A 15341-nucleotide genomic window follows, 5' to 3' on the forward strand; every position below is an offset into this window, starting at 1 on the left:
CGTAGCCCAAGTAATTCGTGGTCGTCAATGCATCCAATGCACGCAATCAGAACAACATCAATTACTTGAAGATGTAGCAAGCTCAGGTCGGCGCCGAGCTTCAAAAATCATATTTTTACAATAGCTAATTTCCGTCGACTTGCCCGAGACTTTAAAAAACACCACATGAGAATTCTTCACACCTCCGACTGGCATCTTGGCCAGACCTTGCATCAATTCGATCGTCACTACGAACACGCATGTTTTTTGGCTTGGCTTCTTGACACACTGGTCGCTGAGCAGGTCGATGCGCTGCTAATTCCCGGCGATGTGTTTGATAATTCCAACCCTTCGGCGGCCACGCAAAAGCAGCTGTATGCGTTTTTGACTGAAGCGCGCCAGCGTGTGCCGCATCTCAATATCGTGATGACGGCGGGTAACCATGACTCACCGGGGCGACTTGAAGCACCTGCACCGTTTTTGGCGCTGATTAACGCTTGCGTGATTGGTCAGGTCAGTCAAGCCGGGCAGGTGGGTGATTCAGCCGACATTGATCGATTGGTCGTGCCCTTAAAACGCCAAGACGGCAGTGTTGCCGCTTGGTGTATTGCCATGCCTTTTTTGCGCACCAGTGATGTGCCGCGCGTTCAAGGTTCTGAGGATGCTTTCGATGCGGGTGTGACCGCTCTTTATGCCAGCGCGTTTGATCTGGCTAGCCGCAAGCGTGAGCCAAATCAAGCCATAGTCGCGCTTGGACATTGCCACGTTAGCGGCGGAAAAATTTCAGAGAGTTCTGAGCGCAACATTCTCATAGGCGGTGCACAAGCTTTATCGTCGAGTATTTTCGCGCCGCAGATTGCCTATGTGGCGCTAGGACATTTGCACTTGGCGCAACAAATCGGTGGCGATGCCACTAGGCGCTATTGCGGCAGTCCTATTCCCATGTCTTTTGCAGAGATCAATTACCCACATCAAGTGGTCATCGTTGACTTAGTCGGTGAAAAAGTTCAAGCAGTTAGACCGCTTGCTGTCCCCTTGTCCGTGGCATTAATACGCGTGCCAAAGCAGCCCGCTGTTTTAGAAGACGTCTTGGCAGCACTGCATGCACTAGAGCTGACTGATGGCGAAGAAGCTGCTTGGCCTTATCTGCAAGTGCGCGTATTACTGACTCAACCAGAACCGAGCTTGCGCGCGCAAATTGATGCGGCATTGCGTGACAAGCCAGTGCGCTTGGCGCGCATAGAGACAAGCTATAACAAAGCTGTGTTTTCGGACGCAGCAGCGGCAGTATCGATTGACGATTTGAATGCGTTGGCCCCAGCAGATTTTTTTAGTAATTTGTTCCGTTATCGCTATAACGAATCCCCGCCGCCAGACTTGTTAGCAGCGTTTAATGAATTGATAAGTAGCGCATCAGATGATGGGGCGCAAGCTGCATGAAAATATTAGCCATTCGCGGCAAGAACCTTGCCTCACTGTCCGCAGAGTTTGAAGTTAATTACCAAACAGAGCCTCTGCGCTCTGCCGGTTTATATGCGATTACCGGCCCGACTGGCGCGGGTAAAAGCACTTTGCTAGATGCGCTTTGCCTAGCCTTGTATGAAAAAACACCGCGGCTTCGATTCGCTAAAACTAACGGAGAAAATATTCCCGATGTGGGCGAGAACGATATCAGCCCAGGGCATACGCGCACCATCTTGCGTCGAGGTGCTGGCGAGGGCTATGCAGAAGTAGACTTTATCGGCAGCGATGGTGTAGCTTACCGGTCCCGCTGGAGTGTGCGCCGGGCACGTATTAAGGGGGATGGAAAACTGCAAGCCAGTGAGATGACATTCACGCGTATTGCAGACCGTCAAGCCTTGGGCGATCAACGTAAAACCGAAACGCTAAAGCGTATCGAAAAAGCCATTGGCCTTAGCTTTGAGCAATTCACTCGCGCCGTCCTGTTGGCGCAAAACGATTTTGCAGCGTTTCTTAAGGCAAGCGACGATGAGCGCGCTGAACTACTGCAAACCCTGACCGGTACGTCACAATTTTCCGACCTCTCTGTGCGCGCCTATCAACGCATGAAGGACGAAAAAAATCAGCTTGAGCAATTGAATATTCAGCTTGAGATGCAAGCACCCTTGTCAGCTGATTTGCGCGCCGCACATGAGGCGCAAGCACAAAGCAAAAGCTTAGAAGTCAAAGATTTAGGGACAGAAAAAACGGCGCTTGAAGACCAGCTTCGCTGGCATCAGAATTTTGCAAGTTTGACCGATGCTGTGAATCTTGCCAAGTATGCACAAACGGCGGCTGAATTAGAAAAGCATAATGCTCAGCCACGCAAAACTGAGTTATTCCAAATTGACCAAGTGCAAGAAGCACGCCCTTTGCGGCATGCGCTGCAGCGTTTGCAAGCAGAGCTAGAAAAATACCAAGTTCAGACACAGCAAGCCAGTCTTGCGTTAGACGATGCGGCGATGAAAGCGTCCGCGCACGCAGCTGAGCTGACAGCTGCACAAGCGCTAACTGCCAGTGCTGAGACGGATCACGCGTTGGCACAGCCGCAGCTCGATCAGGCTAAAGCGCTAGATGTGCAAATTAATACCTTGCAAGCCCCAATGACTGCGGCGCTTGAAGCGAAAAATCAAGCCGTCAAAATGCGTGATGTTAGCCAGACACAGCTCAGCGAAAAGCAGACTCAATTGCAGCAAGCGCAAGCTGAGCATGCACAGACTGAGCAGTGGTTGGCCCAACACCTTCACTTGCGACCTTTGGCTGACGGCTGGCAGCGTTTTGAAACGCTATTTGCACAAGCTGGCAATGACCTTGCTAACCTGGCTAAAGCGCGCACTCAACAGGTATTTTTCACCCACAAAGCGGAGAGCTTGGCCAGCACATGGATAAGTGTCGAGCAAGCATTGGGCATTGCAAAAAAAACACTACGATGCGGCGGTCGAATCGTTGATCGCGTCAGGCCAAGCTCTGGCTTTGTTTCATGCGCCACAAATGTTTGAAAAAAAACAAATTTTCAATCAGCGGCGTGAACAAGTCGTCACTGCGCTTGCGTTGTGGATGAGAATCCATACGCAAAAGACAAATTCAAATCAGCTTGAGCAGCAGTCTCAAACTCAATTAGTCAGTGTCTCAAAAATCGAAAGTGAACTTCAAGCTGCGCAAGCTTTAGCGCCTATGTTGGCGCGTGATTGCGCATCGGTAGAGCAAACGTTGCAAATTGCACAATTGGTAGCGAGTGAAAGCGCCGAAGGTTTGCGGGAACAACTGCAAGCGGGTCTGGCCTGTCCGGTGTGTGGTGGACTTGAGCATCCTTATGCTGTCCATCTCCCGTATCAAGACGCTGCCTTGATAGCGTTAAAAAATAATGTGACAAATAAACGCAATGAGAGCCAAGCGCTGATCACCCGTATAGGTATTTTATCAAGCACACTTTCATCTGCTCAAACCCAACTTGAACAACTCAGTGCTACACGTCTTGTGTCGGATAACACTACGCTTAAATTTCAAGCGGAATGGGTTCAGCACGCTATGCGTGCTGAGCTTGTACTGGTTGCTGAAAATGATATTCAAGTCTGCTTAGATTCGGCTTTAGTTGTTATCACCTCTCACTTGGAAAAGTTGACTGCTCAAGAGATTGGTTTTCAAAAAGCGCTTCAGGAAAAAGAAACGCTTCAAGTCGCCAAAGATAAATCTCAATTGGCATTACAAAGTCAAAAAGAGACGTTTGATTCGCTAACGCAAGAACAAAAAATTAATCACCAAGCACTGCAATCCGTTGTGCAGCAGATAGCCGAATTAACGCCTCAAATCGAAAGCACACTACTGCTAATTAGCAACGGTTTTGTCGATGCACGCTGGCAAGAAAGCTGGAGACAGGACGCCAGCACTTTTGTAGCGCAATGTAAAAAAGATGTGTTTAGCTGGAATAGCAAACAAAAAAATTCAGTTGAATTTTTTAGTCACATTCAACTGCTGGGTAATGCGCTTGAATCCTTAACTTTGGCGCTTAAGAAAAATATCCAAACCTTGACGGATCAGAGCGATCAATGCAGCCACCAAGAATTGGTTTTACAAATCATTCGGGAAAAGCGTAAAGCATTGTTTGACGGGAAAAGCACGCAAGACATTGAGGCGAATTTTAATAATGCAGTAGCTTTAGCGCGTCAGGCACAAACTAATTTTCAATTACTTAGCCAGCAATCGTCTAGTCAGCACACTCGTTTGGTTGAAGTGACGCGTCAAAGTGTTGCTCAGGTAGTTAGCAGTAACTATGAGTTGTCTCAAGCGCAAACTAATTTTGATGTGTGGTGCGACTCATTTCAATCTCGCACTGATGTCGCTGAGCTAGGTACTAGTTGCTCACTTGAGCACTTGCAGCGTTGGTTAGATGTCCCACTGGCTTGGGCAGTGACAGAGCGCATTGAACTGCAAGAAATTGACACTGCGCTTGCTAGCGCTCAAGCGGTGTTGACTCAGCAAAGTCTGAACTTGACCCGCCATCAAGCGGTCTGCTCCACATCCGAGGATGTGCTTAGCGTTGCTAATAAATTGTCTGAATTAGAGAAAACTTTGTTAGCCGTTAGCGAAGCCTTAACTGCTTTACGAATTGCACTGGCCGAGGATGACAAGCGCTTGGGCGCTACCAATGACTTACGTCTAAAAATTCAATTGCAATCGACGCGTACAGATTTGTGGGCCAGACTTGGTGAATTGATTGGCTCTGCCGATGGTAAAAAGTTTCGCAACTTTGCCCAACAAATGACCTTGGATATTTTGCTGGGTTATGCCAATAGTCATCTGCAAAGTCTGACCAAGCGCTACCGTTTGCAACGCATCAAAAACTCTTTGGGCTTGCTAGTCGTCGATCAAGACATGGGCGACGAAGTGCGCTCTGTGCATTCTTTGTCTGGCGGCGAATCATTTTTGGTCTCATTGGCACTGGCGTTGGGCTTGGCATCGCTGTCATCGCATCAAGTGCGTGTCGAGTCATTGTTTATTGATGAAGGTTTTGGCAGTTTGGATGCCGATGCTTTGCTGCTGGCCATGGAGGCTTTGGATAAGCTGCAAGCTCAGGGTCGCAAGGTCGGCGTGATCTCGCATGTGCAGGAAATGACTGAGCGCATCAACACCCGCGTTCAAGTTCAGCGTATGGCGGGCGGAGTCAGCAAGGTCGTGGTGAGTTAACGCAGTCTCTAGGGTTAACTTTGAGGTCTGCTTAATGGGACTTAATCTCACTGGCTTGTGTCTGACCATCTCAATTGCGCTGGGTTTATTCAGATACGTAAGACACCGCTGTTTTGAATCGGCTCAGTTCAATGCAAGGCTTTTTAAGGCGGGTAATCGGTTATGTTCTACGTATGACATTGACGCGATTTTCTAAGCTCTTACCGATTCTTGCGCTCTTGGGTTCTGTGACTGCCTTGGGTATTGGGACTTCTTTTGCCAAGCAGCTTTTTCCGCATGTCGGTTCTTTGGGTACTACTGCATTGCGCGTGGGTTTTTCAGCTTTGCTGTTGTTAATGCTGTGGCGACCATGGCGCTGGCCGCTCTCGCGGGTTGATGCCGTCTCTGTTGTTAAGTACGGCGTGGCGCTGGGGTTTATGAATCTGCTGTTTTACATGTCTTTGCGGACTATTCCGTTTGGTGTGGCGGTAGCGATTGAGTTTTCTGGGCCGCTTGCCGTGGCTATGGCCTATTCGCGTAAACCGATTGATTTTGTATGGCTGGCGCTGGCTGTTGTGGGATTGGCCTTGCTAATACCTTTAGGCAATAGCGCAGTGAATGTGACTAGTTTGGATGTTGAAGGCATGCTTTACGCATTTGCCGCAGCCGTGTGTTGGGGCGCTTATATTGTGTTTGGCAAACGCTTGTCTCACTTACATGCGGGACATTCTGTGGCTTTGGGGCTGACTGTGGCGGCCATCACGGTTGTGCCGTTTGGTGTCTGGCATGCGGGCAGTGCTTTGCTTGACCCCAAAATCTTGCTGTTTGGACTCGGCGTAGCGGCTGTGTCTAGTGCCATACCGATTTCTTTAGAAATGGTCGCTTTAAAGCGTCTGCCTCAAAAAGCTTTTGGCATCATGACCAGCATGGAGCCAGCCGTCGCTGCGCTAATGGGTTTATTTTTTCTCGATGAGTATTTGACTTGGCTGCAATGGCTAGCCGTTGTCTGCATCATGATGGCTGCTCTGGGTAGTTCGGCGACGGCACGACGTGATCAAGTCAAAAGTGCGCCAGCAGTGGTCTTGATGTGAGTTATTGGGTGCGCGTTGACGAGCTAGGGGTTGCTAAAAGCTAGGCATCATTTGGTTAAGCTAGGCCACTCGACAGTGCGCTTGATAACACCGTACAAACACCAAAACATCAGCAACGGAATAACCAGCGTTTGAAGCACGAAAATCACAATCAGTTTGATGATGTGCTCGACGGCTTGCTCTGCGGCGGCTTTTAAATTTTGAAAGTGCACGCTGACGTCAGCATTTTTATCGAACCAGCCTTTCATTTTTTCTACTAGGCTTTGGCTGCTCGCTGTGCTTTGCGCTACTGGATTGAGTTGGTCGGCTTGGCCTGATGTTGTGCTGATTGAGTTTTGACTGACGGCGTAGTCGGCGGCTAGATATTTTTGCCACAACATATCAGTGCCTATCGTCACCACTGGAACGGCGAATCTAAGCATAAGAAGAATTAGCAACAATCGTGACAGCAAGGCGGGCGGGTGTGATTGGCATAAATAACACCAAGCCCAAGTTAGCGCGGCGAGTGTGACTAAAGCCGATAGTGGCCAGTAGCTGCCAATGCTGATCAAAACTTTTTGAATACCAAATATGACGCTTGCGACAAGCATCAAATTAGAAAACTGCTCCACCAAATTGTTGACCGGCTCTAACACTTGTCCGGGCGTTAAGGTAACGCCTACGCCCAAGGGTTGAATCGAGGCCTCTGTTCCTTGAGCCACAGAAATGACGGCATTGAGCGCTCTTGCAGTGGCAAAGCTGACCAAGGCGCGCTTGAGTCCTGCATCGACTTGGCTTTTCGCTGGCCCATCCATGGGCGCCAGCCAAGCACAAGCAATTGCGGCCGCGATAAGCAGCATGACCGTGATTTTTCGGGCGACTTGCATGGGTATTTTTTGTTAACGCGATGGCGGCTGAGTAAGCTCAGATTAGTTGCGCTCTTTCTCTAGATTCAGGCTTGACGGGTGTGACTGGCGCGGTGGCGATCTACTTCGGTCGAGCGCAGCGCGCTATGTTTGGTCACACGTCCTGCCATGCGTTTACGCCACATGCGAAATGAGCTGGCCTTCATATGTGAGCGCATGAGTTTGACCACGCCGGATTCATTTAGCCCGAACTGAGCTTGAATCGCTTCAAATGATGTTCTGTCTTCCCATGCCATCTCGACAATGCGTGAGATGTCTGCGTCTGTAAATGTCATATCGCAAAACTTCCTGCTAATAAGCAAATGCTGGCAACCAGAGTTAGTTGCAGCCTCATGGTTAGCCATTCTTTTAGTCCATAAATCGGGTAACTTCTTCGGTCTACGGCGTAGCAAGCACAAATCACCACGGTCAACGTTATCAGTCCTTGGGAGAGCGGCAGCAGCAGTGCGATCCAAGCCACCAAGCTGGGGAAAACGCCCCATACCAAGGTGCTGATTTTTGGCGTTAGTGCTCCTCGCATGGCCAGACCCCAATGGATAGCGCCCAAAAAACTGGCAATGGTTGCACCATAAGCGAGTAATGCGTGAGCAGCTGATGCCCGCATGGTTTGCGGGGCCAGCCAAGCAGCAAGCGCTAAACCCACAAAGGGTATCAGGCCTGCGTAGCCCAAACGTGCTGCCCAGTGCAGCAGGGGCAGATGCTCTTTGGTGGTGGTGCTCATGGTGTCAATACTATTTTTCAATCGTAAATGTTTGTTTGATTTTGCTGGATTCTTAGCGGTTGTTGTGGCTGCGGGCCTTTGGTGTCGGGAGTCCTTGCATTGCTTGTCATCTCTTCTTTATTTCCGCGCCATTAATGCAAGTGCATTGAGTCTTATCCTTTTAGCTAGAGCGCAAGAGTCGAGTTCAACTTTTCAGGGCTTCATGCATAGGTTTCCAATCACCAGAAGCCGGACACAGCGTAGCCGGCGCATTGTTAAACCAGACTTGTTCAGTCAAGAGCGTGCTTGATGTTGATGCATAGGTGTCAAAGCCTATGCCTAGTAGCTCTGCAACTTGCGTATTTTCGATGGGCAGCTCCCAAGTGAGAAAGAACTGCGAGCACTCTTGCTCGGGTCCGAAGTCGCTGGCGTTAAAACCTGTATGGCTGTTGCGCTGAATGACTGCATGTGGCTGACCAGTGTCAAAGATAAGGGCTGTGCCTAAGGTCAGTGGGATTCGATGTCCGGTTAAGGGAAAGTGCAGGTCTAAACCTCTGTCTTGACTTAAAAAGAGATTGCAAAAAGCACTTGACCCGTACTGCTCGCCGTCATGGTGGTAGCGCGCGCCGCGGCAAGCCATGAGAGCGACTTCGCTCGAGGACAAGATGTCTGCCAAACCTATTGTGCGTGTCCAATCTTTGATGGCCTGCACACAGTGTTTGTAATCAAGCCAACGCGCGCGGGTTCGCACCAAAGACATTGCCTCTACGTCTCCGGGCTCTAAACACAGCTGCGTTGTTATTTCTCTTTCCCAATCTGCAAGCAGCCGCGCCGTTGGGGTTGGGAAACTCAAGACGCTAGTTGGCACTGTGCTGCTCACACTGCGGCTTCGCATGCTTTGATGGCTAAGAAAATAAGCAGTGAGTTCGACTGGATTGAGCGCCAATGGTGGTGAGTAATGCATTTCAGCCAGTGTAATGATGCTGCTGCAAAGCCGTTGCTAAGCCCTGAGTTTTTTACACTTCCCCTTTTTGAATTCTGTTTGTGTGAAATTTCCTCAGCGTGCTATGGTTATTAAGCAAATAGGCTGCGGTGTCTAAAGACAACACTTAAATCAGGGAAATACCCAATTTTTTAAATACTGCTGCATAATTGCTGCACTGCAACATTTTATTTAAAGGATTCAACATGTTCACAAACACACCATTCGAAGCCGCTGCAAAAGCCATGAAAGAAAACGCTGAGAAATTCAATGCAGCGTCTGCTCAAGAAGCCTTCAAGCCAATGATGGCCCAACTCCAAGCCTGGACTGACTTGGCACAAAAGCAAGCGCAATCTGCTCAAGTGTCTATGGCTGCAACGATGGAGTCCTTCAAGTCCGTCAAAGAGCCACAGTCGGCTTTTGAAGCGATGAAGGTTTCGGCTGAAAACAGCATGGCAATGGCCACGCAAAATCTTAAAGACGTGACGGCACTGGGTGTTTCCCAGTTCCACACCAGCGTTGATGCGTTAGAAAAAGCCCACCCAGCACCAGAAGCTTTCTCCAATGTCGCCAAAGGCATGAAAGACGCAGCAACTAAGATTGAAGTGTCTATTGAGTCCGCCATGAAGCAGGGTTCTGCCGCTATCAAGAAGACACGCGGCGGCTAAGCTCAATAGCTAGCTAATTGGCTACTATTTAAATTGATTTTGGTTTGCGCAGTTTTAAAGATAATTTGACTGATAACTGAGTTAGAATTGCAGCTTCCGCGCGGTGGAGCAGCCTGGTAGCTCGTTGGGCTCATAACCCAAAGGTCGTAAGTTCAAATCTTGCCCGCGCAACCAATATGAGTTTTACGACTCGCAAAAATCAAAAGCCCACTTCTAGTGGGCTTTTGACATTTCAGACCATTAATGGCTTTCTCGTATTTGTTTAATCTTTTGGATTGCATCTCTGGCGAATCAAAGCTTATTTTTGTTCTTGATTAAAAAATTCAAACCCTGAACAGGAAAAATCTCTATGCGTAATTTAATCGGCCATGCCGGTGTCGAACTGATTTGGAACGATGAAGACAAAACCAGAAACCTCAACATCAAAGGCGAGGAATTTGTTTTAGAAGAAGGCGGCGAGCCCGTGACCAAAGACGGTGAAACGTCGACTTGGTATCTCTTTAAGCATGTCAACGAAGAGTTTGGTTTTGAATTAGTGGTTGATTTTGTTGAAGTCGAAAATCGGATTTTCAGCTATGAGCTCAAAAGCCAATTCCTAAAAAAAGACTTCAAGGCCGTCAATATTCTGGATGACGAACTCGATTTGAGTCTTTAATTTTGCTTGTTCGCAGCTTTACTGACCTGTGAACTTTTTTGACGCTTGGCTTTTAAGTGAGTATGAAGTTTGCATCCGGTTTGGGTGCTGGCGGCGCACCTCACCTAGCATTTCTCTGAGGCTGGCGTCTATGCCGGCGACCATTGCATCGAGAGCCAAGTCATTCGCCGCCAGACCAAACGGCTCTTCAATCTCATCACTTAAAGATTCAAGCGCAAAAAATGTGTAAGACACAATGGTCACAACCAGCGGTGTCATCAGTCCTATGGTGTCGACCAGTCCAAACGGCAGCAAGCCGCAATACAAATAAGCACTGCGGTGCAGAATTACTGAATAGGTAAACGGCAGTGGCGTGTTGGCGATACGCTCACAGCTGCCGAGGGCGAGCGATAAGCCGTCTAACGAGACCTCCATTTTGTGCGCCAATGCTGGCTCTAGCGCTTGCTTGGCGCGGCATTCCTGCAACCAGCGTCCTAACCAAAGCAATACCAGTGTCGGGGCTGAGCGGGCGCTGGTGATCTGGCTGGTCAAAGATTCGCTGAACAAACCTTGCGTTTGTGCCGTATTCGGCAAACCGCGCAACTGGTTGCGCATGGTGGCGGCAAAACCAATCAAACCCAGTACAAAGGGTCGCGCGTCATGGCTTGGCGCCAACAAGGTGAGGGATTGACGCGCCAGATTGCGCGACTCCACCAACACGCTGCCCCACTGTTTGCGCGCTTCCCAGTAACGGTCATAGCTGGCGTTGATGCGAAACCCTAAAAAAATGGCAATCGCTACGCCCATCAGGGAGAAGGCGCTGGAGTTGAGCGTGATCTTCCACGTGAAGAGTTGCCCGTGTGCGGCCACTACCAAGCATGAAAGGGTAAAGATAAAGATCAGCTGCCCTGCGATCTGGTGTAGCAATGAGCCACGGCGAACGAATAACAGGCGAATCCAATGGGGGCGGGGACGAATAATCACGCAGAAATTACAGCTAGTGTCGGGATAGCTATTTTGCACCCAGCTTTCAGGGGCATGAACACTGCCGCACGACGACATTCAAATGCTGACCCGCAACTGGAGTGACTACCCGATTTTGCGGTTTTCGCAGTTGCTTAAGGTGCAGGTTGAACTGATTAACCGGCCCGAGCTGCCTTCGCTAGGTGAGGGCGCTCACGGGCATGGGCCGACGGTAACGGCGATTGCCTTTGCCTTTGCCTTTGCCTTTGCCCATGCGTCGGGTAAACGATTGCGAGATCTTCCTATGACTGCCGAGCGGCTCAAAAAATTCTTGGTTTAAAAGGTTTTGCTTGGAGGCAGACCAGTCAGTTAGTCAGTTCATAGGCCAAGCCGCAACCTAGGCTGTTTAACGTCGTCGCTGGTTTAACCATGCCGCTTGCGTCATCAAGCCCGCGGCCGCACCACCGGAAACGGCGGCATGCCGTCTAGCAGTGCTTGGCCGTAGCGCATGCTGATCAAGCGGGTATCGCAAATCGTGATCACCGCTCGGTCGGTCACGGTCCGCACGCCTCGTCCCGCCCATTGCGCCAGTTTCATGCCGGTGCGCGGCACCGAGAGTTCTAGAAAAGGGTCGCGTCCCTGTGTGCCCAACCATTCTGATAAGGCTTCTTCTACCGGTGAGTTGGGCGGCGTAAAGGGCAGCTTGTCTATCACCACGTGCTCACACAATTCGCCGGGCAAATCTATGCCTTCGCCAAACGACTGCAAGCCAAAGATGATGGAGCGCTCGCCCTGTTTAACCCGTCGGCTGTGTTCCTTGAGGAGTTCAACACGAGATAACACGCCTTGCATCAATACTTGTTTTTCTAACGCCGCTGGAAGCGCTGCGTGACAGGCTTGCATCTGCTTTCTCGACGTGAATAAAACCAATTGGCCGTGTTCGTGTGCGAGCAGTAAACCGGGAAGCTTTAGGCATAATTCACCAGAAAATTCAGAATTTTTGGGTGAGTGCTTCATGGGCGCTATGCGCAGTTCGCCTTGGGTGGCGTAGTCAAACGGGGAGTCTACGACCAGGGATCGGCGTTCTGGGAATCGGTTCATGCCGCTCATGCGGTCAAAAAAATCAAAACTGCCGCAGGCTGTCAAAGTGGCCGATGTGCAGACTGCTGCACTGACGGTTTTCCAAAGATTTTTTGACAGTACTTGAGCGGCGGTCATGGGGCTGGCGCAAAGCCATGCGTCTATGTTTGTGCCGCCTGCGTCTTCTACCCATTCAAGCCATTTAGCCCAAGGAATTTTGTCGTGTGTAGCCCAACTGCGCATGAGTTTTTCTAGCGTTCCTAGGCGGGAGACGTAAACGCCTAACTCAACGCCGGCACGGGTTTGCTCGTCGCGCTCGCTCACTGAGAGCGATTCGTCTTGTTCCATCAAGGCCTCAGCGATTCGCTCAACCGTGCGGTTGACTGAGCCGAGTAAATTCGCCAGTTCCTCGCATTCAGGAATTAAATCTTGCGGTATCTCACCTTGCGTGAATCTATGCACGTCTTTCTCAGCGCTGACTAGGCCAGCGTCAATCCAGAATCGCTCGAGCACGCTTAGCTTGTCGGTGCAGCCCGTGATCAGTTGTGCAAACGCGACCGGGTCTGGTCTGGTCGATGCTGGCAGTGTTTTGCCATGTCTGAGTGCGACTGTGCGCAAGCTAGTTAATAGCTTGCTACTGGTTCCAATTCGGGCGCGGTAGGAAAATTGCTCGGCTGCAATGCTGGGCAGGTGATGGGCTTCGTCAAAAACGAACAAAGTGTTGCCCGCGTCTATCAGCGTGCTTTCATTTTGCAGGGTGGCCAGTATCAGCGCGTGATTGGCCACTTGCAGTGTTGCGCCTGCGGCTTGCCTTCTGGCTTTGAAGAACGCGCAACTTTTGAAAAACTCACAGCGCCCGCCGTTGCAAGCATGGGCGTTGGCTTGTACTTGACGCCAGTCTTGTGGGTCCGGTGTTTGCGCCAAGCTGTCGACGTCACCGTCCCAGCTTCCGTTGTTTAATTTTTTCTCTGTGCTTTTAAACCAGCGCATGGCTTGGCCTCGGTCGCGCGGAATCACTTCTTGCTGGCGCCTTGTGTCGATGAAGGCGTCCTGAAACATATCGCCCGGCAACATGTCTTGGGCTACGTCGTTGATCACACCTTCAAGCCGGCTTTGGCAGACATAGCGGGCTCTGCCTTTGAGGATGTCAAAGCGTAGATCAGGAATGATTTTTGCTAAACGCGGTAAGTCTTTTTGAAACAACTGCTCTTGTAAGGCGACTGTGGCGGTTGAGACGACAACGGGTTTTTTTAAAATCTCTGAGGCCACGATGGCGGCTAAGCAATAAGCCACGGTTTTGCCGGTGCCGGTGCCGGCCTCTAGCTGGGCCAGTTGGCGGCCACTGCGGTCAGCGTCTTCTGGCGCCTTGGCAGACAAAAAGGTCAGCAGTGCAGCTTGCATCATTTGGTACTGACCGGGTCTAGCGATGAACCCGGGCCAGTCAGCGGCGACTTCGCCGTAGAGTAGCTCTAGGCGTACGCGAGCGGTCTCTAGCAACTCTGGGTCAATTCCCTCCTCACTGGCATAGGCGGGTAGTGGCTCGCTGGTGGCAATTTCTTCTTTTTGCTCTGCTGGAAGTGGTTTAACTTTCGATTTCATGGGCTAGATTATTCATGATCTAGTGACCGGGCAAAAGCGAAGCTATGAATAAAGCCTAAGCTGTAGCCGTACTTGGTATTGGTGTTTAACTTTTTTTAATCAAAACTTTAGCGAGCAGAATGAAACCAACTTCAGACGGGCTTATGACTGACACCGTTCAAACCTTTAATCCTCATCCGTCCAAACCCTCTTTTTTATTACCGGCTAATGCTTGTGATGCCCATGTGCATGTGTTTGGGCCTGCGAGTCGCTTTGCCTTTTCTAAAGACAGCAAAATCAATCCAGTCGATGCGCCAAAAGAGACTTTGTTTCAGCTGCATCGCCATCTAGGTATTGAGCGGTGCGTGATTGTCCAGTCGCTGGTCCACGGTTTTGATAATTCTGTAGTCGAGGATGCGATACGCGCCGGTGCTGGTCGTTACCTAGGTGTGGCGCTGGTGTCGCATAAGGTCAGTGATGAAGAGTTGCTGCGTCTAAAAAATGCTGGTTTTCGCGGCGTACGCTTTAACTTTATGGCGCAGATGGCGCAGATGGCGCAGATGGCGCAGATGGCGCATATAGAGCAGGGCGCGACGGCGCAGCAGGTAATCGATCTCACGCAACGTCTTGCACCGCTGCAGCTACATCTACAAGTGCATTTTGAAAGCGCTTTGATTCACGAACTTACGCCTATCTTTAAGCAATCCGCAGTGCCTGTCGTGATTGACCACATGGGGCGTGTAGATGCGCTCCTAGGTGAATCTCATGCCGACTTTCGCGCTTTGCACGACTTAATGCAAGACACGCGGTTCTACGTCAAGGTCAGTGGTATTGACCGCGTGTCAAGAGGCCGTCCTTATGTTGAAGGCATTCTGCTGGCGCACCGTCTAGTGATGGATTTTCCGGATCGCTGCTTTTGGGGTACAGATTGGCCGCATCCAAACCATCACCAGATTCCCGACGACGGTGAGCTGGCCAGTGCTTTGGCGCAGATTGCGCCAACAGCTGCGGCAATGCAGGCCTTGCTAGTGGATAACCCACAAAATTTTTATCAATTTAACCCGTGAATATGGGCTCTGAGATGAGCGATCGGCTTGAAGGCAAGGTGGTCGTTGGTGACTTTTTCTAGATAAGCGAAGACGTCTGGGATACGCAAGTCGACCATAACCTTAAAAGCGTGTTTCTTTCCTACAAGTAAGTATTGCCGCTCATGAAAGAGGATGGCAGAGCAAGGCCGTGGGGCTGTTGTCAATATTTTTCGACCTCGGGTATGCGCTGGATGGGATGGGCTTAGGTCACTTACGTATCCACCAAAGCCGGTGTTATTCAGTTTTCGCGTGCTGACACTCTTCAATATGTCAAATCTGGCATTCGCTTCAAAACTGTCGTTCCAAGGCAGCTCTTCACTCTTATGGTCGATTTGCAACTCGCAAAGCAGCGTACCGACAGAGACGTGATTGAATTGTTGCCCCAAGAACAGTGACACATAAAGATGCTGTTGATTGGTGACGGTTGTTATACCTACAGTCAAGCTTTCCTTGGCCTTTCTACCTTGACACAAGGGACGATCATGAAAGTCGTTGTAGTCATTGGCAGAG

15 protein-coding genes and 1 tRNA gene (1 of these 16 only partly in view) are annotated in these 15341 nt (G+C 50.2%); 9 read left to right on the forward strand and 7 right to left on the reverse strand.

Going from position 1 to position 15341, the window contains the following annotated elements; translation table 11 throughout:
• Window positions 1-165: 165 nt before the first annotated feature.
• The 4 genes from HC248_RS07205 to HC248_RS07220 all read left to right on the forward strand — a co-directional run bounded on the left by HC248_RS07205 (window position 166) and on the right by HC248_RS07220 (window position 6233).
• Window positions 166-1419: an exonuclease SbcCD subunit D C-terminal domain-containing protein gene (locus tag HC248_RS07205; RefSeq protein WP_168921915.1), complete on the forward strand. Its 1254-nt coding sequence runs from the start codon at window positions 166-168 to the stop codon at window positions 1417-1419.
• Window positions 1416-2978: an AAA family ATPase gene (locus tag HC248_RS07210; RefSeq protein ID WP_168921916.1), complete on the forward strand. Its 1563-nt coding sequence runs from the start codon at window positions 1416-1418 to the stop codon at window positions 2976-2978. The genes HC248_RS07205 and HC248_RS07210 overlap by 4 nt, the downstream gene beginning before the upstream one ends.
• Window positions 2890-5163 (forward strand): SbcC/MukB-like Walker B domain-containing protein, encoded by a 2274-nt coding sequence (locus HC248_RS07215; protein ID WP_202882435.1) that lies wholly within the window; start codon window positions 2890-2892, stop codon window positions 5161-5163. Before HC248_RS07210 ends, HC248_RS07215 begins: the two co-directional genes overlap by 89 nt.
• Window positions 5164-5336: 173 nt before the next feature.
• A complete protein-coding gene (locus tag HC248_RS07220) occupies window positions 5337-6233 on the forward strand; it encodes an EamA family transporter (protein WP_168923729.1) in 897 nt (298 codons plus the stop codon).
• A 47-nt stretch (window positions 6234-6280) separates the two neighbouring features.
• On the opposite strand, the gene HC248_RS07225 is transcribed toward HC248_RS07220, so the two are convergent.
• The 4 genes from HC248_RS07225 to HC248_RS07240 all read right to left on the reverse strand — a co-directional run bounded on the left by HC248_RS07225 (window position 6281) and on the right by HC248_RS07240 (window position 8802).
• Window positions 6281-7099: a hypothetical protein gene (locus tag HC248_RS07225; RefSeq protein WP_238342754.1), complete on the reverse strand. Its 819-nt coding sequence runs from the start codon at window positions 7097-7099 to the stop codon at window positions 6281-6283.
• Window positions 7100-7164: 65 nt separating this feature from the next.
• The gene (locus HC248_RS07230; protein ID WP_168921917.1) at window positions 7165-7413 is read right to left on the reverse strand and encodes a TIGR03643 family protein; all 249 of its coding nucleotides are present in this window, start codon (window positions 7411-7413) and stop codon (window positions 7165-7167) included.
• The gene (locus HC248_RS07235; protein ID WP_168921918.1) at window positions 7410-7859 is read right to left on the reverse strand and encodes a DUF3429 domain-containing protein; all 450 of its coding nucleotides are present in this window, start codon (window positions 7857-7859) and stop codon (window positions 7410-7412) included. Before HC248_RS07235 ends, HC248_RS07230 begins: the two co-directional genes overlap by 4 nt.
• Window positions 7860-8043: 184 nt before the next feature.
• Window positions 8044-8802 carry a hypothetical protein gene (locus HC248_RS07240; protein ID WP_168921919.1) on the reverse strand — a complete coding sequence of 253 codons (759 nt, stop codon included), beginning with the start codon at window positions 8800-8802 and terminating at the stop codon, window positions 8044-8046.
• Between the two features lie 224 nt (window positions 8803-9026).
• Here HC248_RS07240 and HC248_RS07245 point away from each other — a divergent pair, with 224 nt between their 5' ends.
• From HC248_RS07245 to HC248_RS07255, 3 genes are all read left to right on the forward strand, one after another.
• Complete coding sequence (locus HC248_RS07245; RefSeq protein ID WP_168921920.1) at window positions 9027-9488, forward strand: hypothetical protein; 462 nt, start codon at window positions 9027-9029, stop codon at window positions 9486-9488.
• 97 nt (window positions 9489-9585) lie between these two features.
• Window positions 9586-9662: transfer RNA gene (locus HC248_RS07250), tRNA-Met, on the forward strand.
• Window positions 9663-9837: 175 nt separating this feature from the next.
• Window positions 9838-10143 carry a hypothetical protein gene (locus tag HC248_RS07255; RefSeq protein WP_168921921.1) on the forward strand — a complete coding sequence of 102 codons (306 nt, stop codon included), beginning with the start codon at window positions 9838-9840 and terminating at the stop codon, window positions 10141-10143.
• A gap of 18 nt (window positions 10144-10161) precedes the next feature.
• On the opposite strand, the gene HC248_RS07260 is transcribed toward HC248_RS07255, so the two are convergent.
• Window positions 10162-11106 (reverse strand): bestrophin family protein, encoded by a 945-nt coding sequence (locus HC248_RS07260; protein WP_168921922.1) that lies wholly within the window; start codon window positions 11104-11106, stop codon window positions 10162-10164.
• A gap of 82 nt (window positions 11107-11188) precedes the next feature.
• Here HC248_RS07260 and HC248_RS07265 point away from each other — a divergent pair, with 82 nt between their 5' ends.
• Window positions 11189-11425, forward strand: a complete 237-nt coding sequence (locus HC248_RS07265; protein WP_168921923.1) for a xanthine dehydrogenase family protein molybdopterin-binding subunit — start codon at window positions 11189-11191, stop codon at window positions 11423-11425.
• A gap of 104 nt (window positions 11426-11529) precedes the next feature.
• Here HC248_RS07265 and dinG read toward each other — a convergent pair whose 3' ends face one another.
• Entirely contained in the window at window positions 11530-13764 is a 2235-nt protein-coding gene (dinG, locus tag HC248_RS07270) for an ATP-dependent DNA helicase DinG (protein WP_168921924.1), read from the reverse strand.
• A 143-nt stretch (window positions 13765-13907) separates the two neighbouring features.
• On the opposite strand from dinG, the gene HC248_RS07275 reads away from it, so the two are divergent.
• Window positions 13908-14810 (forward strand): amidohydrolase family protein, encoded by a 903-nt coding sequence (locus HC248_RS07275; protein WP_168921925.1) that lies wholly within the window; start codon window positions 13908-13910, stop codon window positions 14808-14810.
• Here HC248_RS07275 and HC248_RS07280 read toward each other — a convergent pair.
• Window positions 14795-15341, reverse strand: the 3' portion of a protein-coding gene (locus HC248_RS07280; RefSeq protein ID WP_168921926.1) for a hypothetical protein. Its footprint extends 53 nt past the window's final position; only the last 547 of its 600 coding nucleotides appear in the window; the start codon falls outside the window, past its right edge; its stop codon occupies window positions 14795-14797. The two genes, HC248_RS07275 and HC248_RS07280, sit on opposite strands and share 16 nt — an antisense overlap.

This window comes from Polaromonas vacuolata (assembly GCF_012584515.1).
Taxonomy (GTDB): Bacteria; Pseudomonadota; Gammaproteobacteria; order Burkholderiales; family Burkholderiaceae_C; genus Polaromonas; species Polaromonas vacuolata.